Consider the following 25939-nt stretch of genomic DNA (forward strand, 5'->3'; position numbering starts at 1 on the left):
GCGGGCGCTCACGGGTACTCCAGGATCACCTGCACCGCCGCGTCGGGCTCCGCGTCGAGCAGCTCGTACGCCTCCGGCGCGCGCTCGAAGGGGATCCGGTGGGTGATCAGCTCGTCGGCGGGGATCCGCTCCAGCCGGTCGAGCGCCGCGTCCATGCGTCGGTCGCGGTCCCAGCGCCCCCGGAGCTCGGGGCTTATCGTCGACACCTGACTGGAGACGATGTCGATGCGGTCGCGGTGGAACCGCCCGCCGAGGTCGATCGGCGCGCGCTTGGTCCCGTACCACGAGCCGACGACGATCCGCGCGTCGTAGCCGACGACGCCGATCGCGTCGTCGAGCGCGTCGGGCTGGCCGGAGAGCTCGATCGCGAGGTCGGCGCCGTCGACGGCGGAGTCGGGGCCGAGGTCGGAGTCGGCGTCGCCACCGGTCGTCCCGATCGCGTCGCCCTCGCCGAGTTCGGCCGGGGTCGCCGTCCGGTCGGCGCCGAACGCCGCGGCGAGGGCGCGGCGCCGCTCGATCGGGTCGACGACGACGAGCGACTCCAGCGGGAACGCCGAGAGGATCCGGGTGACGCAGAGGCCGATCACGCCGGCGCCGAACACCACGACCCGCTCTCCGAGCCGGGGGGCGGCGTCGAGGACGACGTTCGTCGCGGTCTCGACCGACGGGAGCAGCGAGCCGGCCGCCGGCGTCGTCTCCGGCGGGAGCGCGACCACCGAGTCGGGGGTGGCGCGGAAGCGCGTCTGGTGGGGGACGAAGGCGAACACCGACCGACCGACCCACGCCGGATCGACGTCGGCGCCGACCTCGCTGACCACGCCGCTCGCGGCGTAGCCGTACCGGAGGGGGTACGAGAGGTCGCCGTCGAGCGCGTCGAGCGTCTCGTCGGCCGGGAGGTCGTCCGGCGTCTGGTCGCGGTACACGAGCAGCTCCGTTCCCGCGCTTATCGCCGACGCGCGGGCGTCGACGAGGAGCTCGTCCGCGTCCGGCGGGCCGACCGACGTCTCCCGGACCTCGACGGTCTCCGGGCCGGTGAAGTAGAGCGCGGCGTCGGTCATCGCGTCGCGCGCGCGGTCCCGTCTCGGTCGACGCCCGAGCGACGCCGCGGGCCTCGGCTCGGCTGGTGGCGTGACACGTCACAGTCCACGGACCGCGCGATGTTAAGTCCTCGCGCCGTCCCGCGGGTCGGGCGCGGAGCGGGCGGCGAAAAAGCGAGGCGGGTCGGTCGACGGGCGACGCCTAGCGGATGACGTCGAGGCCGTTGTTCTTCTCGGTCGGCTCGGTGCCGCCGTCGGACTCCCAGGCGCCGCCGTCGGCGCCTCCGGAGGCCGTCGCGCCGGCGGTGCCGTTCGTCTCGGCGGCCCGGGAGCGCGAGTCGCCGAGGTCCTCGCCGTCGACCGCGGCGCGGGACTTATCGGCCTGCTTCTGCGTCGAGGGACCGAGCACCTGCGCGCTCTGGACGCCCGTCATGATCGCCATGACGCGGACCTTCCCCTTGTACTCGTCCTGGATGCGGGCGCCCCAGATCACGTTGGCGCTCGCCTCCAGCCGCTCTGTGATGTTGTTCGCGATCCCCTCGGCCTCCTTCAGCGTGAGGTCCGGGCCGCCCGTGATGTGGACGAGCCCGCCGGAGGCGCCGCGGTAGTCGACGTCCAGGAGCGGGTGGTTCATCGCGTCGTTGACCACCTCCTGGGTCTTGTTCTTGTCCTGGGTCTCACCGACGAGCATGACCGCCACGCCGCCCTGGTTCATGATCGTGGACATGTCGGCGTAGTCTAGGTTGATGAGGCTCGGCTGGGTGATCGTCTCGGAGATCCCCTTCACCGTCTCCGCGATGATCTGGTCCATCACGGAGAACGCCTTCCCGATCGGCAGGTTCGGCACGTAGTCGAGCAGCCGGTTGTTGTCGAGGACGATGATGGAGTCCGCCTCGTTGCGGAGCGTCTCCAGGCCCTCCTCGGCCTTCACCGTGCGGGCGCGCTCGACGTTGAACGGGGTCGAGACCATCCCGACGACGATGGCGCCCTGCTCTTTCGCGATCTTCGAGATGACCGGCGCCGCGCCGGTGCCGGTGCCGCCGCCCATCCCGGCGGTGACGAAGACGAGGTCGGCGTCGCCGAGCACCTCCTTGATCGTGCCCTGCGCCATCTCGGTGGCGCGCTCGCCCATCTTCGGGTCGCCGCCGGCGCCGAGCCCCTGCGTGAGCGACTTGCCCACGAGGATCTTGGTGTCGGCCTCGACCATCTTGAGGTGCTGTTTGTCCGTGTTGACCGCGACGGTGTCGGCGCCGTCGACGCCGATGTTGTACAGTCGGTTGATCGTGTTGTTGCCGGCGCCGCCGGCGCCGACGATGACGATTCGGGGGTCCCCGAACTCGTCGTCCTCCATGTCGACGGAGTCCATGTCGCGCTTCTCCGCCTCCGCGTTGTCGAGGGCGTCCTGAACGAGATCTTGCATCGGTTTACACCTTCGCCCAGTTGCGGTTGCGGCCGCGCTCGTCGCGCTCGCCGTCCTGTTCGTTCAACATGTCGCGGACGGCCGACCGGATCGCCTCGCTCCGGTTCGGGAACTCGCCCGTCTCGACCATCTGTTCGACCTCGTCGATCTGCTGTTTCGGGATTCGTAGTGTCACACGCTCCATTGGTATTCCCCCGGTAAGACGGCGAACACGCGACGCGTGTGTCTTACAGCGACGGGTCGCCCGTCAGCGGGGTCATCCCCGCCGCGGACGGTCGCTGTAAGACGACCGTCTTACGCAGTTCGAATCACCGAGGCTATCATTATAAAACTACCGACGAGTGTAAGACATCATCCGAAACGCCGAATTTCGGGAGCCTTACGCCTCAGAAACTCGTTATCTGTCCTTCAACACGTCCGCAGCCGGCGTCCGACGGCCGCAGCCGGGGCAGAACGCCCAGTCGGTTCGCAGCTCGTCGCCGCACTCGCAGAACGCCCTGTGAGACTGTTTTTCGCCGCAGTTCGGGCAGTAGACGTGGTCCTCCGGAACGTTTTCGCCGCAGCCGCCGCAGACGCTCTCGGTCGCGCCCACGCTCGGCGGCGTCTTACGCGACTCCGTCTCGGCGTCCGCCGACGTCTCACGTGTCACACGCGCGTCCTCCGGATCGGCGTCAGGAGCGTCGAGAGAGACGTTCACGTTGATTTCGGCCGGGTTTTCGCGCGCATACGCCGCGTCGGACGGGCCCCGCCGACCGCCGAGTCGGTCGTCCAACGCGGCGTCGAGCCGCTCGGCGATGAGGTCGTCGACGCGGTCGGCCAGCGCGGCGTCGACCGTGTCGTCCGCGGCGTCTCGGCCCGCGTCGCCGGCGGTCGCCCCCGCCTCGGCGTCGTCGAGGTGAGCGCGGAGCGCCTCCCGCATCACCTCGCTCTTGGAGGCGTCACACGCTTCCAGCCGCTCAACGAGGCCGTCGTCGGCTCGGAAGGTGATCTTGCTCATACGGACGCCATATCGACCGCACTACAAGTATCTTCCCCCCGATATCGGGCGACGGCGCCGCGGCGTTTCAGTCCCTCGAAACGAACGCTCGGCGCCGTCGCGGTCGGCGAAATCGTGGGATATGGTCACACGTGTGTCTGACGCGGATTTATACGGCCCGCGTGAGCATACGTGTGTATATGAGTAACCGCGTCGAGGACCTCGAACGACAGGTCGCGGAGCTGCAGGCGGCGGTCAACGGGCTCACGGAGGAGCTGGTCGAGATGAAAGAGCGCGTCCGACAGGTCGAGGACGCGCAGGAGGTGTCCGTTCAGGCGGGGGCCGCGGGCGAGGACCCGGGGACCGCCGAGACTGCGACGGCGTCGGCCGCAGACGAGCCGACCGAATCGGCCGGCGGCGAGACGCGGACGCACTCCGACGACCACGTCGAGGTCGTCGAGCGGACGGGCGGCGAGGGCGCCGACGAGGCCGCCGGCGCCGGTGCCGACGCCGAGAGCGACGACATGGTCGTCCCCGAGCAGGAGGCGACGACGCCGGACGCCGAGGCCGGGGAGTCCGAGGCAACGAGCGACGACGAGGAGTCGGACAGCGACATCATCGTCGCGTAGTCCGCCTCCGCACCCCCGCGTCACATGCACATCAGCGAAGTCGTTCTGGACGGGTTCAAGAGCTTCGGGCGGACGACGAGGATCCCCTTTTACAACGACTTCACGGTCATCACGGGGCCGAACGGCTCCGGGAAGTCGAACATCATCGACGGGGTCCTCTTCGCGCTCGGACTGGCGCGCACCCGCGGGATCAGGGCGAAGAAGCTCACCGACCTGATCTACAACCCCGGCCACGACGACGGCGAGGGCTCCGGCGGCCCGAACGAGGCCTCGGTGACGGTGGTGCTCTCGAACGAGGACGGCACCCTCGACCGGTCGCAGGTCGTCTCCGCGGCCGGGACGGAGAACGTCGGCGACGTCTCCGAGATCACGATCAAACGCCGCGTGAAGGAGACCGAGGACAACTACTACTCGTACTACTACCTCAACGGGCGCTCGGTGAACCTCTCGGACGTGCAGGACCTGCTCGCGGCCGCGGGCGTGACGCCCGAGGGGTACAACGTGGTGATGCAGGGCGACGTGACCGAGATCATCAACATGACCCCCTACCAGCGGCGGGGGATCGTCGACGAGATCGCGGGCGTCGCCGAGTTCGACGAGAAGAAGGAGGCCGCCTACGAGGAGCTGGACACGGTCGGGGAGCGCATCGGCGAGGCCGACCTCCGGATCGGCGAGAAGGAGGACCGGCTCGACCGGCTGGCCGACGAGCGCGAGACCGCGCTTCAGTACCAACGGTTCCGCGAGGAGCTGGAGGAGTACCGCGGCTTCCGCAAGGCCTCCGAGCTGGAGGAGAAGCGCGAGGCGCTCGACGACATCGAGGCCGACATCGACGAGGCGGAGGCCGAACTCGCGGAGCTCCGCGAGGCGCTCGACGCGAGACAGGGGAAACTCACCCGGCTTGAGGAGGACCTGGCCGACCTCAACCACGAGATCGAGACGAAGGGCGAGGACGAGCAGATTCAGATTCGGTCGGAGATCGAGGAGGTGAAAGGCGAGATCTCGCGGCTGGAGGACAAGATCGAGGCGGCCGAGGAGCGCGCCGCCGAGGCGGAGACGGAGCGGCGCGACGCGTTCGTCCAGATCGACCGGAAGGAGGAGACGATCGAGGAGCTCGACGCGGAGATCCGCGAGGTGAAAGTCGAGAAGGCGTCCGTCAAGTCCGAGATCGCGACGAAACGGTCCGAGCTGGCGGACGTCGAGGCCGAGATCGAGGGCGCCGACACCGAGTTCGACGAGCTGAAAGACGAGCTCGCCGAGAAGAAGGAGGCGATCGAGTCGCTGCGCGAGGAGAAGAACGAGACGCAGCGCGAGAAGGACCGCCTGCTCGACGAGGCGCGCCGGCGCTCGAACGCGGTGAGCGAGGCGCGGACCGAGCTGGAGGAGGCCCGCGAGTCGCTTCCGGAGCACAAAGCGCGGATCTCCGAGCTCCGCAGCGAGCTCGACAAGGCCGAGAAGAACGAGGCGACGATCGAGGAGGCGGTCGCCGACCTCTTCTCGGAGAAGGCGGAGAGGAGCGAGGACCTGGAGGCGGTCGAAGCGGAGCTCCGCGAGAAGCAGAACGAGTACGCCAAGCTCGAGGCGGCGGCCGACGAGCGCGGCGACGCCTCCTGGCCGCGCGCGGTGACGGAGGTGAAGAACGGCGGCATCGACGGGGTCCACGGCGCGGTCGGCGAGCTGGGCTCGGTCGAGGCCGAGTACGCCGAGGCCTGCGAGACGGCCGCCGGTGGCCGGCTCGCGAACGTCGTCGTCGACGACGACGGCGTCGGCTCGACGTGTATCGACTACCTCAAGCGGCGGAACGCGGGCCGGGCCACCTTCCTCCCGATCACGGAGATGGACGACCGGAGCCTCCCGCGGAAGCCCTCGCTGCCGGGCGTCGTCGACTTCGCGCGGAACCTCGTCGACTACGACGCCGCGTACGCCTCGGTGTTCTCGTACGTGCTCGGCTCGACGCTCGTCGTGGAGGAGATGGACACCGCCCGGGAACTGATGGGCGACTACCGGATGGTCACCCTCGACGGCGACCTCGTCGAGAAGTCGGGCGCGATGACCGGCGGCTCCGGCGGCGGCTCGCGGTACGCGTTCACGAAGTCGGGCGGCGGGAAGCTCGAACGGCTCGCCGCGGAGATATCGGAGCTGGAGGACGAGCGGCAGTCGCTACAGGCCGAGATCGACGCCCTCGAAGACGACATCGACGACGCGCGCGACCGGAAGGCCGACGCCGCCGAGCGCGTCCGGTCGCTGGAGGCCAACGTCGAGCGCGCAGAGGACGAGCTGGCGGACGCCGAGGAGCGCATCGACGAGCTGGAGGCCGAGCTCGAGGAGCTGGAGGCCGAGCGCGAGTCGGTCGACGAGGAGATGAGCGAGATCGACGGGACGCTCGCCGAGCTCGACTCGGAGATCTCGGACCTGGAGGCCGAGATCGACGATATCGAGGCGGAGCTCGCGGACTCGGAGATCCCGGAGCTCTCCGAGCGCGCCGACGAGATCCGCGACGAGATCGCGGAGCTGGAAGACCGGATGAGCTCGCTCGACGGTCGGCAGAACGAGCTGGAGTTAGAGAAGGAGTACGCCGAGGACGCCGTCGACGAGCTTCACGACACCGTCGAGGAAGCGCAGAACCGGAAGGCCGACGCCGAGGAGGCGATCGCCGAGCACGAGGCCGCGATCGAGGAGAAGGAGGCCGAGCTCGAGGAAAAGAAGGCGGCGATCGCCGATCTCGAGGAGGAGCTCACGGAGCTGAAGGCCGACCGCGAGGACCTCCGCGAGGAGATCAAGGAAGCGACCCGCGAACGGGACGAGCAGCGCTCGCTCGTCTCGGCGGCGGAGTCCGACCTGGAGGACCTGACCGACCGCCGCGACCGGCTGGCGTGGGAGATCGACGAGCTGGAGTCGCAGGTCGGCGACTACGACGCCGACGAGATCCCCGACCTCGACGAGGTCGAGTCGCGGATCGAGGAGCTGGAGGCCGAGATGGAGGCGTTAGAGCCCGTCAATATGCTCGCGATCGACGAGTACGACGAGGTGCAGGAGGCGCTCGATCAGCTGCGGGAGCGCCGGGACGTCTTGGTCAAGGAGCGCGACGCGATCGAGGAGCGTATCGAGGGGTACGAGGCGGCGAAGAGGGAGACGTTCATGCAGACGTTCGAGTCGATCAACGACCACTTCGAGGACATCTTCGCCCGCCTCTCGGCCGGCAGCGGCGAGCTCCTCTTGGAGAACCCCGAGGACCCGTTCGAGGAGGGGCTGACGATGCGGGCGCAGCCCGCGGACAAGCCGGTTCAGCGGCTCGACGCGATGAGCGGCGGCGAGAAGTCGCTGACCGCCCTCTCCTTCATCTTCGCGGTCCAGCGGCACAACCCCGCGCCGTTCTACGCGCTCGACGAGATCGACGCGTTCCTCGACGCCGTCAACGCCGAGCGCGTCGGCGAGATGATCGAGGAGCTGGCCGCGGACGCCCAGTTCGTCGTGGTCGGCCACCGCTCGGCGCTGCTGGAGCGCTCCGACCGCGCGATCGGCGTCACGATGCAGGGCGACAACCTCTCCGCGGTCACCGGGATGCAGTTCGGCGACGACGGCGACGGGGACGAGGAGGTGACGGCGGATGACTGAGCCGCCGGAGTCGGCGGGCGCGGGCGGCGGCGGCTCGGACGACGGCGTCCCGGACCTCGACCTGACGAGCGATCGCGACGTCGGGGCGCACGACGGGGCGACGCCGGAAACGCTCGGAGGCGACGAACCGGCCACGGGCGACGCGGGAGGTGACGCCAGCGACAGCGATGCGGGCGTCGACGATGACGGCGAGGTCGAGCCCGTCGAGCTCCTCGTCCAGCTCGCCGAGGAGGGCGAGATCGAGCCCTGGGACATCGACATCGTGCAGGTGACGGACGCCTTCCTGGAGCGCCTCGACGAGACGGACCTCCGGACGACCGGCCGAGCGCTCTTTTACGCCAGCGTCCTGCTCCGGATGAAGAGCGACGGGATGTTGGCCGACGACGACGAGGACGAGGAGCCCGAGCCGGAGCCGTGGGAGGTCGCGATGGAGGGCGGCGCGCCCGACCCCGCCGACGGCGACGTCGACCCGGTCGACGAGCTGGAGGCCGAGATGGACCGGCGGCTCGACCGGAAGAACACCCGGGGGTCACCCGAGACGCTCGACGAGCTGGTCCGCGAGCTGCGCGAGGCCGAGCGCGGCTCGTGGTGGAAGGACTCCCGCGAGTACGACACCTCGGAGTCGCCGCAGGGGTACGACCGCGGCACCCAGACGCTCGACTACCGCGCGGGCGACGAGTTCCGGCGGGACGGGGAGCCGACAGCGGGCGAGGCGACCGACCGCACCCACGACGAGGACATCGAGGAGGTGATCGTGGAGATCGACAACGCCCTCCGGACCCACTTCGACCGCGGTCGCACGGAGGTGCTGTTCGCGGAGATCGAGACCGCGGGCGGCCGCCCGTTCATGACGTACCTCGCGCTGCTGTTCATGGCCCACCGCGGCTCGGTGCGGCTCCAGCAGGACGACTTCTTCGGCGACCTGTGGGTGAAGGACCCGGCGGCGGCGACCGGGGAGTCGGAAGCGATCGCGGACTGACCGGCGCCGCGGTCGCTCTCCGCGAACCCCGTCATCCGAGGCCGTCGCGGTCCGGACACCGCCACGCTGATTGTCCGGCCGCCCGCACCGTTCCGCGTGTTCCAGTTCGTCGCGGGCAACCCCCTCCTCGCCGTCGTCGTCGCGGCGCTGTGGGTCGCGCTCGTCCTGTACGGCGCCTCGTCGGCGTGGTGGCTCTTCGAATCCGTCGTCCTCGCGCGCGGCGGCCGCGTCGCCCCCGACGAGGTCGAGTGGGGGTACGACGACGTCCAAGTTCGAATCCTCACCGTCGACGCGGCGGCGGTCGTTCAGGCCACGGTGAACGCGGTGCCGGCGGGGCTCGACGACGTGCGCGTGATCGCGGAGGAACCGATCGACGTCGACGGCGCTGACGTTCACGTCGTCCCGGACTCCTTCGAGTGCGCCGCGACGAACAAGGGGCGGGCCGTCGAGTGGGCCCGCCGCGAGGTGCCCTGCGACCGCGAGTACGTGCTGTACCTCGACGAGGACACCATCATGGCCGGCTTCGAGGGGCTGCCCGACGCCGACGTGGTCCAGTTCACCGAGAAGCCGCTGTACACGGGGTCGCGGCTCACGTACCTGAGCGAGATCTTCCGCGTCGGCTACCAGTACGAGCAGTTCGCGTTCCACCGCCTCCGGTACCCGCTGTACGCGTGGGGCGGCGGCGTCGCGGTCCGGCATTCGCTGGAGGACGCGATCACGTGGGACGTCGCGACGATCACCGAGGACACGAACTTCATCTGGCGGGCCGCCGACCGCGCGGGCGTCTCCTTCGCCGTCCTCGACGTGCGGTTCCGGAACCAGGCGCCCCCGTCGCTGCGCGCGATGGCCAAACAGCGCCGTCGGTGGATCTCCGGGACGCGCGCCGACGGGGGGCTCCTCCCGCTCGCCTATCGGCCCGTGTATTACACGCGGATCGTCGCGTGGGCGTTCTCGCCGCTCGTGCCGCTGCTCGCGGTCGCGTCGATACTCCTCCCGGGCACCGCGCCGGCGATGGAATGGTACCAGACCGCGTCACTGGCGCTGGTCGGGATCCTGTTCGTGTACAAACTCGTCGGGACCGCCAGGTACGACAAACACCCCCTCACGTGGCCGGTCTACCTCGCGCTCACGCCGGTCGCCTTCTTCGCGCACTCGATCGGCGCCGTCTGGGGACTGATCAGCCCCGTGACGACCTTCGAGGTGACGGAGAAGCTGGCGCCGGAGGCGGTCGAAGAAGCCCACGACTCGATGGACGAGGGGCAGCTGCGCGACCACGACGGCTCCGAGCGGCTCACCCGTGAGTCCGACTCGGCGTTCACGTTCGCCGTGTTCGACGACTGAGACGCCGTCGCTCCCGCGGCGAACACCTCCAAAGCCCCAGCCGCTCGGTGGTACGTGATTGGCAACTGTAGATCGGCGGTGAACACCTCCAAAGCCCCAGCCGCTCGGTGGTACGTGATTGGCAACTGTAGATCGGCGGTGAACACCTCCAAAGCCCCAGCCGCGACGGCTCGCGCGGCTCGCTGCGCGCTTCACTCGGTCGCTGACGCTCCCTCGTTCCAGTGCTTGCGTCGCCGGGCTTCGCCCTCGCGGCTGCCCCTTCGAGTCCCACCCTCACAGCAACTGCAGCCTCACACCTCCCCAACCTCGCGGCTCCCTCCGCTTCGCTTCGGTCGCCGCGTCCCTCGCGCGTGCGACTCGCGCCCTGCGGGCGCTCGTCGGCACGCGCCACCGCACCGCAAAATTGTTCACAGGTAGTCGCCGAGCAGCGGCTCGACGCGCTCCTGCGTTTCTTCCGGAATCGCCTCGGTCGGCGTGTTGACGGTGCCGTCGAGCGACGTGTGCGCGTCGCACTCCAGATCTTCGGGGAGCGTCCGGACGGCCTCCTCGACCGCGGCCTTGATCGCCGCCTGGTTCTTCTCGGCGTTTTCGAGCACCTCTTCGAGCGTCACCTCGCTGTCTTCCTTCCAGACGTCGTAGTCGGTGACGCCCGCGATCGTCGCGTACGCGATCTCGGCCTCGCGGGCGAGCTTCGCCTCCGGGATCGCGGTCATGCCGACGAGGTCCCACCCCTGGCTCCTGTAGAACTCCGACTCCGCGCGCGTGGAGTACTGCGGCCCCTCGATGCAGACGTACGTGCCGCCCTTCACCACCTTCGTGTCGGCGGGTGCCGCCGACTCGGCCGCCTCGGTCAGGTGGTCGACCAGCTCCGGGCTGTACGGGTCCGCGAACGGCTGGTGGACGACGACGCCGTCGCCGTAGAAGGAGAGGTCGCGGCGCTTGGTGCGGTCGTATATCTGATCGGGGATGACGAGCGTGCCGGGCCCCAGTTCCTCTTTCAGACTTCCAACCGCGTTCGACGCGAAGACGTGGGTGACGCCCGCCCGCTTCAGCGCGTACATGTTCGCGCGGTACGGGAGGTCGGTGGGCGAGACGCCGTGGTCGGAGCCGTGCCGCGGGAGGAAGGCGACCTCTCTGCCCGTGTCCGCGAACTCGCCGATCGTGATCGCGTCGCTCGGCTCGCCGTAGGGGGTGTCGTACTCGACCTCGCGCACGTCGTTCAGGGGGAGCGCCTCGTAGATGCCGCTGCCGCCGATGAAGCCGATGGTGCCCATACCCGGAGTGCGGCGGCTCGCTACTTATAAGGAGTCATGTAAAACGGGGACTACAGCAGCCACCGCACCGCCGCCAGCGCGAGCGCGCTCACGACGAGCAGGTGGACGAGGACGGCGCCGACCGCGGCCCCGCCGACGTCGCGCATCTCGCGGAGCCGGATCGAGAGGCCGAGGCCGACGAACGCCAGCGTGAACAGCGCGTCCGAGACGCGCCCGATCGACGCCAGCGCGGCCGGCGAGAGGAGCCCGCTGTTCGCGACCGCGGCGACCGCGAGGAAGCCGAGCAGGAACTTCGGGAACTCGGCCCAGACCCGGCGTACGCCGGGGTCGGTCGCCGATCGCGCGGTGTACGCCAGCGAGTACGCGACGGCGACGCCCCCCAGCAGGGCGTTGCGCGCGAGCTTCGTCACGGTCGCCCACTGGCCGGCCTCGGGCGAGTGGGCGAACCCCGCGGCCGCGACGGGGCCGGTCGAGAACATGCTCACGCCGGCCCAGACGCCGAACTGCCGGCCGGTGAGCCCGAGCCACTCCCCCGCGATCGGGAACGCGACGAGCGTGACGGCGTCGAAGAGGAGCACGGTCGCCGCCGCGAAGGTGATCGCCGAGCCGCGCGCGTCGAGCACGCGTCCGACGGCGACGACAGCGGAGACCCCGCAGACGCTCGCGCCCGCCGCCAGCAGCGAGGGCGTGGTCCCGTCGAGCCGGAAGAGCACGCGGGCGATCAGCTCGGCGAGCAGCAGGCCGCCGGCGACCGTCGCGACGACCATGCCGAGCACGGTCGGCCCCGCGGCGAGGAACTCCTCGACGACGACCGCGGCGCCGAGCAGGACGATCCCGGTCTCCAAGAGGAGCTTGTCGACGCCGACGCCCGGCTTCGCGGCCTCGGGCGTCCCGACCGCGTTCCCGACGAGCGCGCCGAGCGCGACCGCGACGACGAGCGGGGAGAGCCCGGCGACCGCGCCGGCGACGAGGGTTGCGAGGACCGCCCCGGCGGCCAGCAGCGCGAGGCCGGGGAGGTACGGCCGAGCGGCGGCGGCGACGCCCATCAGAGGAGGCCCGCGACCTGTCCCGCGGCGTGGGCGGCGACGACCCCCAGCCCGAGCGCGAGCGCCTGCCAGCCGCGGTCGAGCGCGGTCCACCGGTCGACGAGCGGGGAGCCGGTCTCGCGGGCGGCGTCGTCCCCGGCGCCGTCGGCGCGAGCCGTGTCGTCGCCGTGCTCCGATACCATGCCCGCGGGTCGGCGCGCTCGGTACTTATAGGGACGGACTCGGCGGGGTGCGGGCGCCCGACGCGCGACCGAAAGAGCGACGGTCCGGGCGGTCGTCGGTCGGACATCCGGATGCCGACCACGCAGATCAAAGACCCCGTGCACGGCTACGTGGAGCTGCCGGACGCGCTCGTCGACGGCGTCGTCGACACCCGCCCGTTCCAGCGGCTGCGGTACGTCCGCCAGCTCTCGGCGACGCACCTCGTCTACCCCGGGGCGAACCACACGCGGTTCGAGCACTCGCTCGGCGTCTACCACCTCGGGCGGACCGTCTTCGAGAACCTCCGCCGGCAGCCGTACTTCACGCGGGACGCGACGACCGACGAGCTGGAGGAGATCCAGCGCACGCTGGAGTGCGCCTGCCTGCTCCACGACGTGGGGCATCCGCCCTTCTCGCACCTCTCCGAGTCGTTCCTCGACGAGGGGGTCCTCCGGGAGCGGGTCGCCGACGCCGGGCTGGTCGACGCCTTCGACCGGGCGGGCGTCGGCGGGGCGCCGCTCCGGTCGGCGAGCCCGCACGAGCTGCTCGGCTGCGTACTCATCGTCGAGGAGTACGGCGGCGCGCTGCGCTCGTTCGACGTGGACCCGTTCGAGGTGTGCGCGTACGTGCTCGGCTACAGCCTCGCGTACGAGCGCGGCGAGCCCTGGCAGTACGGCGTCGGCGCGCAGCTGCTCCACTCGCCAATCGACGTCGACCGGCTCGACTACATCACCCGCGACAATCAGATGACCGGCGCGGGCGTACTGAGCTTCGACGTCGACCGCATGGTCGACGCCTACACCGCCCATCCCGAGGCCGGGCTCGCGCTCACCGAGAAGGCGCTCTCGACCATCGGGAACTACCTCGAAGGCCGGATCGCGCTGTACATGTGGGTCACCCAGCATCACAAGGCCGTCTACGCGAACCGCCTCCTCCAGGAGCTGCTCGGCGAGTACGAGCGCGTGACCGGCGAGAGCCCGGTGACGGTCGACGGCGTGCTCTCGCGGGAGCTCGACGACAACGCCGTGCTCGAACGACTCAAGGTCGCCGCCCGCGAGCACCCCGACTCGACGCTGGCGTCGATGTACGACCGCTTCCGCGGGCGCCGCTTCCCGGCCACCTGCTGGAAACACCGGATCGCGCTGGCCGACCGGATCGGCGGCGACCTCGGCGATGACCGCGACGGCGGCGGTGACCGCGACGGCGACGCGGGCGGTTCCGGCGAGGGACGCGCCCCCGACCTCGACGACTTCACGGCGTGGCTCACCGAGGGCGACGACCGGCTGGAGCGGCTCCTCGCCGACGCGCTCGACGTGCCCGTCCACGAGGTGTGGATCGACCGCTCGTACGTCCCCGCGTACGACCCCGACGAACTGGAGGACATCCCCATCGCCTACGGCGGGACGACCCGGTCGGTCGGGGACTGGGGGCTGTACGGCGACCGCGCGTTCGACGTGCCGATCCCCTTCGTGTTCGTCCCCGACGGGACGAAGCGGCGGGCAATCCGCGTGCTCCGGGAGGCGTTCGAGCGGGAGGTCGGCGTGGCAGCGGGGACGTAGAACGCGACGGCGACGCCGTCGGACCGCGGCAGGGACCCCAAAACGGATACCGAGCGGCCGCGTACTCGGACGGAGACGCCGCGCCCTCCCGAACGGACACATGGACCTCGACTCGAACGCGGCCCTCCGGCGAGCGCTCCTCGGAACCCGGTCGTCACCGAGACGGTCGGGAGCCGCGGTAGCCGCGGGGCTGTTCGGCGTGACCGGGCTGTTCGCGTTCGCGTCACACGCCGCTTTCGACGCGATACCCGAGGCGGTCCTGTTGCCGTTCGTCCTGCTCGGCGGCCTGCTCGCGGTCGGCGCCGCGTACGCCGGAAGCGGACTGCTCGTCAGCACGGCCCTGGTGGTCGGACCGGTGTACGGACCGGTGACGTTCTACGCGTGGCTGATCTCGACGCGAGAGGCGGCGCCCGTGGCGTTCGTGCTGTCGTTTTACGGACACGGCGCGCCGGCGCTCTGGGCGCCGATAGCCGTCGTCCTCGCCGCGGGTAGCTACGCGATCGGAGCGCTCGCTCGGCGGTTCGGGGACCGTCTCGGACTCCGGTGAGTCGGAGGCGCGCAGGCGGGCCCGACCGCAACACCCTTTCGCGAGTTCCGCGAACCGATCCACATGACCGACCCGTCCGACGCGGACGCGTCCCCGCTGTTCGAGGCGAAGGCGTTCGACGAACCGTCCGTGTTCGCGCCGAGCGCCCTGCTGGAGAACGCCCGCCGTCAGAAGGAGCTCCCGGAGCGCTCGGTCCCGGAGGTCTGCGTCCTCGATCCGGACGGGGACGTCGTGCGCCGGCTGCGAGCGGCCGGAGAGGCCGAGCAGGACGAGACGTGGCCGGGGTACCACACCGAGCTCTACCGGTTCGAGCGGGGCGGCGAGGAGTTCGGAATCGTCGGGTGCGCCGTCGGGGCGTCGTTCGCGGTCCTCGTCGCGGAGCAGCTGTTCGCCGCCGGCTGCGAGTTCCTCGTGAGCGTCACCTCCTCGGGGCGGATCGTCCCGCGGGACGACCCGCCGTACTTCGTGCTCGTCGAGCGCGCGCTCCGCGACGAGGGGACGAGCCACCACTACCGGCCGGCGGACCGCTACGCGTCCCTCGATCCCGAGCTCCTGAGGCCGGTCGAGCGCGAGTGCGAGGCGGTGCCCAGACCGGTGTACACGGGAGCGTCGTGGACGACGGACGCGCCGTTCCGGGAGACGGAGACCGCGATCGAACGCGCCCGGTCGGAGGGGATCCTCGCGGTCGAGATGGAGGCGGCGGCCCTCTACGCGTTCGCGGACGCCCGAGACCGGCCGGTCGTCTGCTTCGCGCACGTGACCAACCAGATGGGCCAGACCGAGGAGGAGTTCGAGAAGGGAGACGCGAACGGCAGCGAAGACGCGCTGGCGGTGATCGACGCGGCCGCCGCCGCGTGGCGCGCGTCGGACTGAGCGCTCGCGTCGCGTCGTAGTCCGCGGTCGCGCCCCGTCGTAGTGCGCGTCACTCGCCGTCACGGGCGGCCCGGTACCGATCGCGGAGGCGAGCGAACAGCGCGTTCCCGGTCTCGGTCCGCAGCCGCGGCCCGGTCGTCGCGAAGAACTCGTCGAGGTCGTCGTACTCGCGGAACGCCCCCGGATCGCCGTCGGCGGGGTCGTACCGGTCGTCGCGCTCGTAGCGGACGGCCTGGAGGCAGACGTCGAGGAGGTCGCACTCCTTGACGAGTATCGCCTCCGGCGACTCGCGCGCCTCGTACGCCTCCCACGCGTCGCGGACGCGGTCGGGGAGCGGCCCGGCGAGGTCGCGCATCGCCTCGCGCTCGGCGGCCTCCTTGGCGGCCGGGTCGACGGCGTCCGCGGTCGAGTCGGCGCGGGTCGCGACGTCGCCCGTCTCCGCCTCGGCGACGTCGTGGACCACCGCGAGCCGGAGCGCGCGGTCGAGGTCGACGCCGGGGAGGTCCCCGCGGAACCGGTCGCCGAGCGCGAGGACGAGGTAGGCGACCCCCCACGCGTGGGCCGCGACCGACTCGGGGTCGTCGACCCCGCGGAGCTGCCACCCCGTGCGCCGCTCGTCCTTGAGGGCGGAGGCGTCGAGGAGGGCGTCGAGGGCCTGTTCGGGGACGCCGTGGGGGTCGTCGGCAGCGTCCGACTCCGGGTCGTCTCCGGGCATCGCGGGCGGTCAGTCGGCGAGTCGCCAGGTCCCGTCGCCCGCCGAGTCGGCGACGCCGCGGCGGACCATCTCGTCGAGCACCTCGTCGAGGCGGCCGGGCTGGGCGACCTCCATCTCGATGCGGCCGATGCTGTGGTACTCGTCGAGGTAGTGGCGGAGGTCGTCGCGGTCGAACGTCTCCTGGCCGGCGCGCTCCATCGCGCCCTCGGTGAGGTCGATCATGTCTTCGAGGAAGTTCCACGGGTAGACGACCCACGTCCACTGTTCGAGCCGCTCGCCGACGAAGTCCGGCTGGAACTCGGAGGTGCCGAGCAGCTGGAGCGTCGCGGTGCGGATCTCGGCGGCGTCCCGGTCGTCGACGTACTCCTCGGCGCGGCGGATCGAGCCGCCGGTGTCCGCGATGTCGTCGATGATCAGGACGTCTTTCCCCTCGACGCTCCCCTCCGGCATCGGGTAGCGGATCTGGGGCTCGCCGCTCTTCTCCGCGGTCCCGACGTAGTGCTCCATCTTCAGGCTCGTCAGGTCGTTGAGCCCGAGGAAGTCGCAGACGCACCGCCCCGCGAACCAGCCGCCGCGGGCCAGGGCGACGACCACGTCCGGCTCGAAGTCGGCCCGTTTCACCGCGTTCGAGACGTTGCGGCAGAGCCCGTAGATGTACTCCCAGTTGGTGAGGGTGCAGTCGAAGTCGTCCGGGAGGTCGCTCATACGGCCGTTCCTCCCACCCGCGCGCTCATAAGGGTTTAGCAACGGCGCCGGAGGGGAGACCGGCGCGAGCACCGCGGCACGATTTCTCGGGAACGGCTGCGGTGGCGCGCGCCTGCGAGCGCCCTTCGGGCGCGAGCAGCGCGTGCGAGGGAGTCGGTCGCCCGAAGCGACGCGGAGGGCGACCGACGAGGCTGGGGAGGCGTGGGGTTGCGGTGCCGTGCTGGGCGGGGTGGGACTCAAAGGGGCAGCCGCGAGGACGGCACAGGCGATGCAAGCACCGCAAGGAGCGAACGACGTGAGCGACTGAGGAGCGCAGCGAGCGTGGGCCGTCCTCGCGGCTGGGGCTTTGGAGGTGGTCGCCGACGATCCGGGATCGGCCGCGTATCACCGAGCGGCTGGGACTTTGGAGGTGGTCGCCGACGATCCGGGATCGGCCGCGTATCACCGAGCGGCTGGGACTTTGAAACCGTTCACCGCGTCAGCGGCAGTAGCGACACACAGTCGAGAACCACGCGAACGAGCCTCCGAATCGACATCGTATCGGTCCCGACACGATTTAGGTGGCCGGCTCACAACGGACCGGTAATGAGCACTCAGGCCGCGACGGAGGAGCGGACGGTCGTGATCGGGCTGGAGGTCCACGTCCAGCTCGAGACCGACACGAAGATCTTCTGCGGCTGCTCGACGGAGCCCGAGGAGGACGAGGAGCCGAACACGCGCACCTGCCCGACCTGCCTCGGCCTGCCGGGCGCGCTGCCGGTCCTCAACGAGGCCGCCGTCGAGGCCGCGGTGAAGGTGGGGAAGGCGATCGACGCCGACATCCCCGAGACGACGACGTTCCACCGGAAGAACTACTACTACCCCGACCTGCCGAAGAACTTCCAGCTCACGCAGTACGACGCCCCGATCTGCCAGTCGGGCGAGCTCGAAGTGCGCGTCGACAGCGAGCCGCGCACCATCGGGATCACCCGGGCGCACCTGGAGGAGGACCCGGGGAGCCTCCAGCACGCCGGCGGCTCCATCGAGTCGGCGACCCACACCCTCGTGAACTACAACCGCGCCGGGACGCCGCTGATGGAGATCGTCACCGAGCCGGACTTCCGGTCGCCGGCGGAGACGCGCGCGTTCCTGGCGAAGCTCGAAGAAGTCCTCGAATACCTCGGCGTCTTCGACCCGACCCGCGACGGGAGCCTGCGCGTCGACGCCAACGTCTCGCTCGTACCGGAGGACCGGGTCGCAGACGACGGGACGATCACGGACGAGGCCCTCGCGGACGTGAACCGCGCCGAGGTGAAGAACATCTCCAGCCACAAGGGCGCCGAGCAGGCGCTCGCGTACGAGGTCACCCGCCAGGAGAACGTGCTCCGGCGCGGCCGCGAGATCGAGCAGGAGACGCGTCACTGGGACGAGGCGCGCGGCGTCACCGTCTCGATGCGCTCGAAGGAGGCCGAGAAGGACTACCGCTACTTCCGGGAGGCCGACCTGCCCGCGCTGGAGGTGTCGGACTGGAAGGAGTCGATCCCGATCCCGGAGCTGCCGGACGCCCGCCGGGAGCGCTTCCGCGATGAGTACGGGCTCGACCGCGAGTCCGCCTCGAAGCTCACCTCGACGAAGGCCGTCGCCGACTTCTTCGAGGACGTGGCCGAGTCGTTCGACCCCGAGCTCGCCGCGACGTGGGTCGCCGACAATCTGCTCGGCGAGCTCAACTACCGCGAGATGGCGATCACGGACGTCGAGGACCGCCTCGACGAGTTCAAGCGCCTGATCGAGCTGGTCGACGCCGAGGAGCTCACGGTGAAGAACGCCGAGGAGGTAGTCCTGCGCGAGATGCTCGACGCGGGCGAGGACCCCGAGACCGTCATCGAGCGCGAGGGGCTCGGCGTCGCCGACTCCGGCGAGGTCGAGGCCGCCGTCGACGCCGCGATCGACGACAACCCGGACGCCGTGAGCGACTACCACGACGGCGACGAGGGCGCGATCAACTTCCTCGTCGGCCAGGTGATGCAGGAGACGGGCGGCAGCGCCGACCCCGGCGAGGTGAACGGGCTGCTCCGCGAGCGGCTGGAGGGGTAGCCCCTCGATGCGCGTCTCGGTCGAGGTCGTCGGCGAGGGGACCCGAGCGGTCGACCTCCCCGACGACGCCACCTACGACGACCTCGTCCGCGAGGCCGGCTACCACCCGCAGGAGGCGTCGGCGCTGGTCGACGGCTCGCCCGTCCCCGGCGACCGCATTGTCGACGCCGACGAGGTCCGGATCCTGCGGCTGATCAAGGGCGGCGCGACGGGCGACGGCGCGTGAGCGAGAGCTCCGACCCCGCCGACGATCCGCCGGGCTCGGCCGGTTCCCGCGACCCGCCCGAGGACGTGATCGTCGAGCGGGCGACGCCCGACGACCGTCTCGACGTCCTCCGGATCCTCGACGCGGCGATGCTGGAGACGGACGCGGCGACCGTGGACGACCGGATCGCGGCCGGAGACGCCCTCGTCGCGCGCTCGACCAGAACCGGCGGGGTCGTCGGCGCGCTGGTCGCCGCCCGTCCCGACCCCGACCGGCTCCACGTCGACGGCGTCGCGGTCAGGCGTGCGCGTCGGGGAGGGGGGATCGGTTCCGCGCTCCTCGCGGCCGCGGTCGATCGCGGGCGGTCGGACTCCGCTATCGAGACCGTCACCGCCGCGTTCGACGACGACCTGGTCGCGTTCTACGAGGCAATCGGATTCGTCGTCACCGGCGACACGACCGACGCCCGCCGGCACGGCCGGATCCGCGTCGGCGACTGATCGCCCGTCAGTCGCCGACGCGGTACAGCTCGAACCGGACCCGCGTCCGGTCGTCGGCGTCCACAAACTCGACGGTCCCGTTGGCCGACTCGGCGATCCACCGCATGAGCCAGAGCCCCAGCCCGCTGCCGTGGGCGAGCGGCGTCTCCCTGGTCTCTCGGAGGCACCGCAGCTCGTGTTCGGGGATCGACCCCGGGTTCTGTACCTCGATCCGTACCCGCTCGCTCGTCGGAATCGACACCGCGATCTCGACTCTCGGCGTCGGGTCGTCCTGGTGGACGATCCCGTTCCGGATCGCCTCTTCGAGCGCAACGTCGAGGTTCACGTCCGCGAGAACGACGTGTTCCGGCGATGCAGGGGCTTGGATCCGCGCGTTCGGATACTCGATCCGGACCTCTTCGACAGCCCGCTCTATCGCCGGCCGGAGCGGCGTCGGCTCGACCGTCGAGCGCCCGATCGTCCGCTGGATGTACCGTGCCTTCGCTGCCGTCTCGACGACGGCGTCCGCGTGGCTCGCAGCGGCGGCGACGCGGTCGGCCTCGGCGGCCGTCAGCGACTCGCTCCTCGACAGCTCGGTGAGCACCCCCTGGACGACGTTGAGGTCGTTTCGGATGTTGTGGCGCAACACTCGGTTGAGGACGGTGAGCCGCTCCTCGCGGCGATCCAGCTCCCGGTTGCTCTCGGCCAGTCCCCGGGCCTGCTCTAACATGAGTCGAGCGTCGGGATGTTCCGCGTCTCCGGAGCGGTACGCTTCGAGCGAGACGTGAAAGGGGTTCTCGCAGAGCGTTCCGTCGAAGACGACCTGTCGGTGCGTCCGCAGCGCCTTCGCGGCCGCCGCCTCGTCGAACCGTCGGAGGTCGTACTGACACAGCGCGGTCACCGGCTCGTCGGGGCACGCCGAGTCGAACGCGAACTCGAAATCAACGATCTCGTCAAACGACTTCTCGGCCCCGAACGCCCACGTGTTCTCCCCGGCGAGCCAGAGCCCCTCGTAGCCGCCCGCGGCGCTCCGTTCCGCCTCCGACCGCAGCTCGGTGACGGTGTTGCTGGAGTCGAACCCGCCGTCGAGGTATACCTCCGACGCGTCGCGGACGGCGAGGTCGCCGGCGGCGGCCCGCGCCGCGACATCCACGTCTGCATCTCGAAGGGCCGCTTCGATCCGCGACTGCGGGTTCGCATCGGCGAGGTACACGCACCGATGCCCGGTCGCGAGCCCGTGCGAGAGGAACGCGGACACGGTGTCGAGCTGCGCGGCCGTCGACTCGTAGAACAGCGCGAGGTGACGGTCAAGGTCGCGGCCGGCGAACTCGGCGCGCAGGTTCTCTTGCGATCGGGCACCGAAGCCGATCGACTCTCCTTCGGTAGGCATCTGAGTATCGACTGTACAAAATGGAGGCGGATAAAACGGCCGGAAACGCTCTGAGTCGGCCGTTCACCGCTCGTCGCGGCGAAAATCAACGGCCGGCACCAGGGCGCCCCTCGGCCACAGTCGCTCTCCTCGCGGCTGGTGTCAACGGACCGAACCGCACTGAGCCGTCGACGGTCGCATTCGACGTTCATTTCCCGGTCGCTCCCGTTGTTACGGGTATGAGCGCGATTTCGCCCTCGATTTCGGCGGTCCCATCCCGGGGCGCGGTGATCAAGATATGAGCGGCAAAGACGAATACTACAACCGATCGAAACAGCAGGGGTACCGGAGCCGGGCCTCCTACAAGCTGAAGCAGATCGACGAGGATGCGGACCTCCTCGACCCCGGCGACACCGTGGTCGACCTCGGGGCCGCCCCGGGCGGGTGGCTGCAGGTCGCGGCCGAGGAAGTGGGCGAGTCGGGCACCGTCGTCGGCGTCGACCTCCAGCGCATCGAGGACCTCGACGAGGGCGACGTGGAGACCATCCGGGGCGACATGACCGAGGAGCGCACCCGACACTACCTGCGCGAGGCGGTCGGCGAGCGCGGCGCGGACGCGGTGCTCTCTGACATGGCCCCGAACATGACCGGCGAGTACGCGCTCGATCACGCGCGGTCGGTCCACCTCGCGCGGCAGGCGTTCGACGTGGCCGAGGAGCTGCTCGCGCCCGGCGGGGACTTCGTCGTCAAGGTGTTCCAGGGCGAGGACCTCGACGCCTTCCGCGAGGAGGTCCGGAGCGAGTTCCAGTACCTCCGGACCGTCTCGCCGCCCGCCTCCCGCGACTCCTCCTCGGAGGTGTACCTCGTCGCCAGGGGGCTGAACACCGCGCCCGTCGCGGCCGGCGACCGGCTGGAGGTGACCGTCGAGGAGCTCGGCGACGAGGGCGACGGGATCGCGTACGTCGAGGGGTACTCGCTGTTCGTCCCGGACGCCGACGTGGGCGAGGCCGTGACCGTCGAGGTCGACGAGGCCAAGCCGCGGTTCGGATTCGCCGAGCGCGTCGACGGCGGCTCTGACAGCGATTCCGACGCCGAGAGCGACGACTGAGCCGACGACCCCTCCTCACTCGGCCGGGTCCCGCTCGACCGTGGCCCCGCGAACGACGTACCGGACGCCGTCCTCGTACCCGGGGTCGGGCTCCACGGTCCACCCCTCGACCCGGGCGAGCGCGCGGACGTTCGGCAGCGACATGCCCGCGTCGGCGCTCGGCTCGGCGCTCTCGTACTCGAAGAGGAGCGCCGCCTCGTCGCCGTCGGTCGCGGCGAACCGGCCGTCGTCCGCGATCGCGAACCCGTCGTCGGTCAGGGAGACGGTCACCGCCGTCGCGCCGTTGAACGCGGCGAACGCGAGCGCGTTCTTGAACACCTGCTTGAGGCGCGTCGGGGTCGCGAGCACCCGACCGCTCCCCTCGACGGTCACCGCGACGTCGGCGTCGGCGGCGGACTCCGCGTCGGCCACCGCCGCCTCGAAGTCGACGAGCGACGGCTCGTCGAAGTCGCGGGCGTGGCGCACCAGCGTGTGGAGGTCCTCGACGACGCCGCCGATCCGGCCGACGCGGCGGCGCGCGACCGCGACCGACTCGGCCGCGCCCTCGGCGTCGTCGTCGGCGAGCCGCTCCGCCGCGTCCGCGAGGTAGCCGTCGGCGACGGCGACGGAGTTCCGCAGCTCGTGGGCGATCGCGCCCGCCATGTCGCCGAGCTGTTCCTCGTGGCGTTCGAGCCGGTCGCGCTGTCGCTCGATGGCGGTCACGTCCTGCACGAGCAGCGCCCAGCCGAACTCCGCCCCGCCGACGGAGAGCGACTCGCTCGTGACGCAGTAGGTCCGCTCGTCGCCGCCGGCGTCGACGACGTCGACGAGGACGGGGGCCTCCTCGCGGTACGCGTCGGCGACGGGCGGCGAGACCTCCTCGACGCGGGTCGCGCCGTCCGCGATCGCGGGGAACAGCTCCGCGGCCCGCTCGTTGTGATCGCGGAGCCGGCCGTCGGCGTCGAGGACGAGGACGCCGCCGGCGGTGCGCTCGACGAACGAGCGCGTCGCCGTGCGCTCGACGGCGAGGAAGGTGTCCTCCACGAGGTAGACGGTCCCGACCGCGAAGACGGCGACGCCGAGCGGTTCGTAGCTCAGCGACGGCAACAGGGACGGCGCCGCCTGGGCGACCGCGTTCGGAACGACCGGGAGCCCCGTCGCCGCGAACAGCCCGGCGAGCGTCCACGACGAGTGCTCCGACTCCCGGAAGAGCCGGTACAGGAGGTAGAAGCCGACGAGCGAGAGCGCGTACGCGAGGGCGAGCGACCCCCAGTACAGCGCCCCCTCGTCGATGAGGAGGCGGCGGACGGGGTCGGTGCGGAACGACGCGTCGAAGTACCGGCCGTGGATCGGGTTCGTGAGCTTCGCCGCGACGACGGCGACGTAGACCGCGAGGCCCGCTCGCCGGTACGCCGACCGGCGGTGGTAGTCCCGGCCGGCGTACGCGGAGGCGAAGTACAGCCAGGCGAACGGCGTGGCGAAGCCGACGATGAGCGCGAGGACGTACAGCGCGACCGCCGTCGGCTCCCGGCCCGCGAGCAGCACCCCGGCCTGGAGGAGCCCCCAGACGCCGACGAGGACCAGGAGCCAGCGGAGCCCGCGCCTGGCGTCGTCGTTCCGCAGGCGAGACCCGTGAAGGGCGGCGACGAAACAGGCCGCAGCCGAGAGCGCGAACAGGCCGACGAGCCACCACGAGGCCGCCATCTATCGAGGTGACCCACGTCCGATACCCACTTAGTTTGGTCGCCTAACTCGGGGACGACTGGCGGACGAGGGACAGTCGACTGACACGTCGCGGGCGACGTGCCGGCTCACGCGGCGTCCGCGCGTCGGACCCACTCGCGGAGCGTGAACCCCTCGTAGTCCGTCTCGTCGGCCACGCGCCACTCCGACTCGTCCCACGCCGGGAACCGGGTGTCGCCCTCGTAGGCGCCGTCGACGTGGCTGAGGACCATCCGGTCGATCCGGGGCTGGAACAGCTCGTAGACCGTCCCGCCGCCGAGGACGTAGACGGCCGGCTCGGGCGCGTCGCCGAGCGACCCCGTCCCGGCGGGCGCCGCTTCCCCGGCGACACGGTCGACCGATCCGGCGTCGACGCCCTCGCCGACGAGCTCGCGGGCGAGGTCGATCGCCGCGTCGACGCCGTCGGCGACGACCGCGGTCGGCTCGTCCACCGCGTCGACGCTGCGGCTCACGACGATCTGCCGGCGGCCGGGGAGGTCGCCGCGCATCGACTCGAAGGTCCGACGGCCTAAGATCACCGGCGAGCCGGCGACGCGGGCGCGGTACTGACGCACGTCCTCGGGGAGGTCCGGCCACGGGACGCCGCCGTCGTTCCCGATCACCCGGTTCTCCGCGAGCGCGGCGACGCTGACGAGTTGCACGGGAGCGATACGGGCGGGAGCGATAAAAAGGCCGTCGCGGTCACTCGGCGAGTCCGAGCAGGTCGAACGGGGAGCCGTTGTCGGCCTCGTCGGCCTGCTCGTAGACGACGCGGGCGGCCGCGACGTCCTGGATCGCGAGGCCGGTGGAGTCGAAGACGGTGACGCCCGTGACGCCCGCCCCGCCCGTCGCGGGGCCGTTTCCGCCGGCGTCGACCCCGGCCCGACCCGAGCGGGCGCCGACGACGATCTCGCCGATCTCGCCGTAGATATCGTCGTCGGTGAGCGTCCCCGCCGCGTAGGGGACATTGATCTCGCCGGAGTGGGTGCACTGCTCGCGGTCGTCGATGACGATCGTCGCGTCGAGCAGGAGCTCGTCCGCCAGCTCGTGTTTCCCCGCCGCGTCGGCGCCCATCGCGTTGACGTGGGTGTGCTCGCCCACGTCGCCGGGGCCGACGATCGGGTCCTCGACGGGCGTCACCGTCGAGAGGATATCGCAGTGGCCGGCCTCCGAAACGGAGCCCGCCCGGACGTCGAACCGGTCGCCGAAGGCGTCGATGAAGTCGGCGACGCGCTCCTCGTCGAGGTCGCTCACGACGACCTCCTCGACGTCGCGCACCTCGGCGATGGCCTCCAGCTGCGTGTACGACTGGACGCCCGCGCCGACGATCCCGAGCGAGGTCGCGTCGGGGACGGCGAGGTGGTCGGTGGCGACCGCGGCGGCCGCGCCCGTTCGCTTCATGGTGAGCGTCGTGCCGTCGAGGATCGCCAGCGGGAACGCCGTCTCGGGGTCGGAGTAGATCATCGTCCCCATCACGGTCGGGAGGCCGTGGTCGGCGGGGTTGTTCGGGTGCGCGTTCACCCACTTGATCCCGGCCGCGTCCCACCCCTCGCCGTCGGCCGTCTCCTCGGCGGTGTCCGCCTCGCGCACGTCGAGGTAGGCGGGCATCGACCGGAAGTCGCCGTCGTACTCCGGGAGGTCGATGTACGACTTCGCCGGCATCTTCGCGTTCCCGCGCTCGTAGGCCGTGAACGCGCCGCGCACCGCGTCGATGACCCGGTCCATGCGAGCGTTCTCGTCGACGTCGTCGGCGTTCAGAAGCAGCGTCTGCATGCCGCGAGTTTTGCCGGTGGGGTACTTGAACCCTGCTGGATCGACGGCGGGCACGGGGGCGATCGGTGTGACCGGCCACCGCGGTGGCGCGTGCCGCCGAGGCCGCCTGGCGGCCGAGGGGCACGCGCGAGGGAGTCGCGAGGGAGCGGGCGACCGGCGGGAGCCCCGACCGAGCGACGAGGCTGGGGAGGCGTGAGGCTGCGGTGCGGAGCGGTTGGGTGGGACTCAAAGGGGCAGCCGCGAGGACGAAGCACGGCGACGGAAGCACCGCAGCGAGCAACGCGAGCGAGGAGCGCACCGAGCCGCGCGAGTCCTCG

Annotated in this window: 24 protein-coding genes; 11 read left to right on the forward strand and 13 right to left on the reverse strand. The window is 71.0% G+C overall.

Annotated elements, in window-relative coordinates:
* Positions 1-8: 8 nt before the first annotated feature.
* The 4 genes from ACFQMF_RS09860 to ACFQMF_RS09875 form a co-directional block, all read right to left on the reverse strand.
* Positions 9-1058, reverse strand: coding sequence for a zinc-dependent alcohol dehydrogenase (locus tag ACFQMF_RS09860; RefSeq protein ID WP_256409077.1), 1050 nt, complete (start codon positions 1056-1058; stop codon positions 9-11).
* 181 nt (positions 1059-1239) lie between these two features.
* Positions 1240-2457 carry a cell division protein FtsZ gene (gene ftsZ / locus ACFQMF_RS09865; protein WP_256409078.1) on the reverse strand — a complete coding sequence of 406 codons (1218 nt, stop codon included), beginning with the start codon at positions 2455-2457 and terminating at the stop codon, positions 1240-1242.
* A 4-nt stretch (positions 2458-2461) separates the two neighbouring features.
* Complete coding sequence (locus tag ACFQMF_RS09870; protein WP_004595187.1) at positions 2462-2641, reverse strand: ribbon-helix-helix domain-containing protein; 180 nt, start codon at positions 2639-2641, stop codon at positions 2462-2464.
* A 213-nt stretch (positions 2642-2854) separates the two neighbouring features.
* Complete coding sequence (locus tag ACFQMF_RS09875) at positions 2855-3454, reverse strand: double zinc ribbon domain-containing protein (RefSeq protein WP_256409079.1); 600 nt, start codon at positions 3452-3454, stop codon at positions 2855-2857.
* Between the two features lie 179 nt (positions 3455-3633).
* Between ACFQMF_RS09875 and ACFQMF_RS09880 the strand changes: the two genes are divergently transcribed.
* The 4 genes from ACFQMF_RS09880 (at position 3634) to ACFQMF_RS09895 (ending at position 9994) form a co-directional block, all read left to right on the forward strand.
* Positions 3634-4062, forward strand: a complete 429-nt coding sequence (locus ACFQMF_RS09880) for a DUF7518 family protein (protein ID WP_256409080.1) — start codon at positions 3634-3636, stop codon at positions 4060-4062.
* A 24-nt stretch (positions 4063-4086) separates the two neighbouring features.
* Positions 4087-7674, forward strand: coding sequence for a chromosome segregation protein SMC (gene smc, locus ACFQMF_RS09885; RefSeq protein ID WP_256409081.1), 3588 nt, complete (start codon positions 4087-4089; stop codon positions 7672-7674).
* Positions 7667-8653 carry a segregation and condensation protein A gene (locus ACFQMF_RS09890; RefSeq protein ID WP_256409082.1) on the forward strand — a complete coding sequence of 329 codons (987 nt, stop codon included), beginning with the start codon at positions 7667-7669 and terminating at the stop codon, positions 8651-8653. Before smc ends, ACFQMF_RS09890 begins: the two co-directional genes overlap by 8 nt.
* Before the next feature lie 96 nt (positions 8654-8749).
* Positions 8750-9994 carry a glycosyltransferase family 2 protein gene (locus ACFQMF_RS09895; protein ID WP_256409083.1) on the forward strand — a complete coding sequence of 415 codons (1245 nt, stop codon included), beginning with the start codon at positions 8750-8752 and terminating at the stop codon, positions 9992-9994.
* Positions 9995-10401: 407 nt separating this feature from the next.
* Here the strand turns inward: ACFQMF_RS09895 and mtnP are convergent, their stop codons facing one another.
* From mtnP to ACFQMF_RS09910, 3 genes are read right to left on the reverse strand one after another with little or no spacing between them, the layout of a single operon-like run.
* Positions 10402-11268, reverse strand: coding sequence for an S-methyl-5'-thioadenosine phosphorylase (gene mtnP, locus ACFQMF_RS09900; protein ID WP_256409084.1), 867 nt, complete (start codon positions 11266-11268; stop codon positions 10402-10404).
* 50 nt (positions 11269-11318) lie between these two features.
* Positions 11319-12314, reverse strand: a complete 996-nt coding sequence (locus ACFQMF_RS09905; protein ID WP_256409085.1) for a YeiH family protein — start codon at positions 12312-12314, stop codon at positions 11319-11321.
* Complete coding sequence (locus tag ACFQMF_RS09910; protein WP_256409086.1) at positions 12314-12496, reverse strand: hypothetical protein; 183 nt, start codon at positions 12494-12496, stop codon at positions 12314-12316. The genes ACFQMF_RS09905 and ACFQMF_RS09910 overlap by 1 nt, the downstream gene beginning before the upstream one ends.
* A 111-nt stretch (positions 12497-12607) precedes the next feature.
* Between ACFQMF_RS09910 and ACFQMF_RS09915 the strand changes: the two genes are divergently transcribed.
* The 3 genes from ACFQMF_RS09915 (at position 12608) to ACFQMF_RS09925 (ending at position 15494) form a co-directional block, all read left to right on the forward strand.
* On the forward strand, positions 12608-14074 hold the full coding sequence (locus ACFQMF_RS09915) for an HD domain-containing protein (RefSeq protein WP_256409087.1): 1467 nt from the start codon (positions 12608-12610) through the stop codon (positions 14072-14074).
* Positions 14075-14174: 100 nt separating this feature from the next.
* Entirely contained in the window at positions 14175-14621 is a 447-nt protein-coding gene (locus tag ACFQMF_RS09920) for a hypothetical protein (RefSeq protein WP_256409088.1), read from the forward strand.
* Between the two features lie 63 nt (positions 14622-14684).
* On the forward strand, positions 14685-15494 hold the full coding sequence (locus tag ACFQMF_RS09925; protein ID WP_256409089.1) for a nucleoside phosphorylase: 810 nt from the start codon (positions 14685-14687) through the stop codon (positions 15492-15494).
* 49 nt (positions 15495-15543) lie between these two features.
* Here ACFQMF_RS09925 and ACFQMF_RS09930 read toward each other — a convergent pair whose 3' ends face one another.
* Together ACFQMF_RS09930 and ACFQMF_RS09935 are read right to left on the reverse strand one after the other, a co-directional pair.
* Positions 15544-16209: an HD domain-containing protein gene (locus ACFQMF_RS09930; RefSeq protein ID WP_256409090.1), complete on the reverse strand. Its 666-nt coding sequence runs from the start codon at positions 16207-16209 to the stop codon at positions 15544-15546.
* 9 nt (positions 16210-16218) lie between these two features.
* Positions 16219-16914: a phosphoribosyltransferase gene (locus ACFQMF_RS09935; protein ID WP_256409091.1), complete on the reverse strand. Its 696-nt coding sequence runs from the start codon at positions 16912-16914 to the stop codon at positions 16219-16221.
* Between the two features lie 585 nt (positions 16915-17499).
* Here ACFQMF_RS09935 and gatB point away from each other — a divergent pair.
* From gatB to ACFQMF_RS09950, 3 genes are read left to right on the forward strand one after another with little or no spacing between them, the layout of a single operon-like run.
* Positions 17500-18987, forward strand: coding sequence for an Asp-tRNA(Asn)/Glu-tRNA(Gln) amidotransferase subunit GatB (gene gatB / locus ACFQMF_RS09940; RefSeq protein WP_256409092.1), 1488 nt, complete (start codon positions 17500-17502; stop codon positions 18985-18987).
* 7 nt (positions 18988-18994) lie between these two features.
* Positions 18995-19213, forward strand: coding sequence for a ubiquitin-like small modifier protein SAMP2 (gene samp2 / locus ACFQMF_RS09945; protein WP_256409093.1), 219 nt, complete (start codon positions 18995-18997; stop codon positions 19211-19213).
* Positions 19210-19692: a GNAT family N-acetyltransferase gene (locus ACFQMF_RS09950; RefSeq protein WP_321169221.1), complete on the forward strand. Its 483-nt coding sequence runs from the start codon at positions 19210-19212 to the stop codon at positions 19690-19692. Before samp2 ends, ACFQMF_RS09950 begins: the two co-directional genes overlap by 4 nt.
* A 7-nt stretch (positions 19693-19699) precedes the next feature.
* On the opposite strand, the gene ACFQMF_RS09955 is transcribed toward ACFQMF_RS09950, so the two are convergent.
* Entirely contained in the window at positions 19700-21061 is a 1362-nt protein-coding gene (locus tag ACFQMF_RS09955; RefSeq protein WP_256409094.1) for an MEDS domain-containing protein, read from the reverse strand.
* A gap of 277 nt (positions 21062-21338) precedes the next feature.
* Between ACFQMF_RS09955 and ACFQMF_RS09960 the strand changes: the two genes are divergently transcribed.
* On the forward strand, positions 21339-22148 hold the full coding sequence (locus ACFQMF_RS09960) for an RlmE family RNA methyltransferase (protein ID WP_256409095.1): 810 nt from the start codon (positions 21339-21341) through the stop codon (positions 22146-22148).
* Between the two features lie 15 nt (positions 22149-22163).
* On the opposite strand, the gene ACFQMF_RS09965 is transcribed toward ACFQMF_RS09960, so the two are convergent.
* The 3 genes from ACFQMF_RS09965 to ACFQMF_RS09975 all read right to left on the reverse strand — a co-directional run bounded on the left by ACFQMF_RS09965 (position 22164) and on the right by ACFQMF_RS09975 (position 25622).
* A complete protein-coding gene (locus ACFQMF_RS09965; protein WP_256409097.1) occupies positions 22164-23831 on the reverse strand; it encodes a histidine kinase N-terminal 7TM domain-containing protein in 1668 nt (555 codons plus the stop codon).
* Positions 23832-23938: 107 nt separating this feature from the next.
* A complete protein-coding gene (locus ACFQMF_RS09970; protein WP_256409098.1) occupies positions 23939-24511 on the reverse strand; it encodes a dihydrofolate reductase in 573 nt (190 codons plus the stop codon).
* A gap of 40 nt (positions 24512-24551) precedes the next feature.
* Complete coding sequence (locus ACFQMF_RS09975; RefSeq protein ID WP_256409099.1) at positions 24552-25622, reverse strand: ornithine cyclodeaminase family protein; 1071 nt, start codon at positions 25620-25622, stop codon at positions 24552-24554.
* Positions 25623-25939 lie beyond the last annotated feature (317 nt).

Source organism: Halorubrum rutilum (assembly GCF_042665015.1).
Classification (GTDB): domain Archaea; phylum Halobacteriota; class Halobacteria; order Halobacteriales; family Haloferacaceae; genus Halorubrum; species Halorubrum rutilum.

Excerpts from the sequence above, each read along its gene's own strand:
- ACFQMF_RS09860 (WP_256409077.1), bottom strand. The coding sequence starts at position 1,058 with ATGACCGACGCCGCGCTCTACTTCACCGGCCCGGAGACCGTCGAGGTC.
- ftsZ (WP_256409078.1), bottom strand. The coding sequence starts at position 2,457 with ATGCAAGATCTCGTTCAGGACGCCCTCGACAACGCGGAGGCGGAGAAG.
- ACFQMF_RS09870 (WP_004595187.1), bottom strand. The coding sequence starts at position 2,641 with ATGGAGCGTGTGACACTACGAATCCCGAAACAGCAGATCGACGAGGTC.
- ACFQMF_RS09875 (WP_256409079.1), bottom strand. The coding sequence starts at position 3,454 with ATGAGCAAGATCACCTTCCGAGCCGACGACGGCCTCGTTGAGCGGCTG.
- ACFQMF_RS09880 (WP_256409080.1), top strand. The coding sequence starts at position 3,634 with ATGAGTAACCGCGTCGAGGACCTCGAACGACAGGTCGCGGAGCTGCAG.
- smc (WP_256409081.1), top strand. The coding sequence starts at position 4,087 with ATGCACATCAGCGAAGTCGTTCTGGACGGGTTCAAGAGCTTCGGGCGG.
- ACFQMF_RS09890 (WP_256409082.1), top strand. The coding sequence starts at position 7,667 with ATGACTGAGCCGCCGGAGTCGGCGGGCGCGGGCGGCGGCGGCTCGGAC.
- mtnP (WP_256409084.1), bottom strand. The coding sequence starts at position 11,268 with ATGGGCACCATCGGCTTCATCGGCGGCAGCGGCATCTACGAGGCGCTC.
- ACFQMF_RS09905 (WP_256409085.1), bottom strand. The coding sequence starts at position 12,314 with ATGGGCGTCGCCGCCGCCGCTCGGCCGTACCTCCCCGGCCTCGCGCTG.
- ACFQMF_RS09910 (WP_256409086.1), bottom strand. The coding sequence starts at position 12,496 with ATGGTATCGGAGCACGGCGACGACACGGCTCGCGCCGACGGCGCCGGG.
- ACFQMF_RS09915 (WP_256409087.1), top strand. The coding sequence starts at position 12,608 with ATGCCGACCACGCAGATCAAAGACCCCGTGCACGGCTACGTGGAGCTG.
- ACFQMF_RS09920 (WP_256409088.1), top strand. The coding sequence starts at position 14,175 with ATGGACCTCGACTCGAACGCGGCCCTCCGGCGAGCGCTCCTCGGAACC.
- ACFQMF_RS09925 (WP_256409089.1), top strand. The coding sequence starts at position 14,685 with ATGACCGACCCGTCCGACGCGGACGCGTCCCCGCTGTTCGAGGCGAAG.
- ACFQMF_RS09930 (WP_256409090.1), bottom strand. The coding sequence starts at position 16,209 with ATGCCCGGAGACGACCCGGAGTCGGACGCTGCCGACGACCCCCACGGC.
- ACFQMF_RS09935 (WP_256409091.1), bottom strand. The coding sequence starts at position 16,914 with ATGAGCGACCTCCCGGACGACTTCGACTGCACCCTCACCAACTGGGAG.
- gatB (WP_256409092.1), top strand. The coding sequence starts at position 17,500 with ATGAGCACTCAGGCCGCGACGGAGGAGCGGACGGTCGTGATCGGGCTG.
- samp2 (WP_256409093.1), top strand. The coding sequence starts at position 18,995 with ATGCGCGTCTCGGTCGAGGTCGTCGGCGAGGGGACCCGAGCGGTCGAC.
- ACFQMF_RS09955 (WP_256409094.1), bottom strand. The coding sequence starts at position 21,061 with ATGCCTACCGAAGGAGAGTCGATCGGCTTCGGTGCCCGATCGCAAGAG.
- ACFQMF_RS09960 (WP_256409095.1), top strand. The coding sequence starts at position 21,339 with ATGAGCGGCAAAGACGAATACTACAACCGATCGAAACAGCAGGGGTAC.
- ACFQMF_RS09965 (WP_256409097.1), bottom strand. The coding sequence starts at position 23,831 with ATGGCGGCCTCGTGGTGGCTCGTCGGCCTGTTCGCGCTCTCGGCTGCG.
- ACFQMF_RS09975 (WP_256409099.1), bottom strand. The coding sequence starts at position 25,622 with ATGCAGACGCTGCTTCTGAACGCCGACGACGTCGACGAGAACGCTCGC.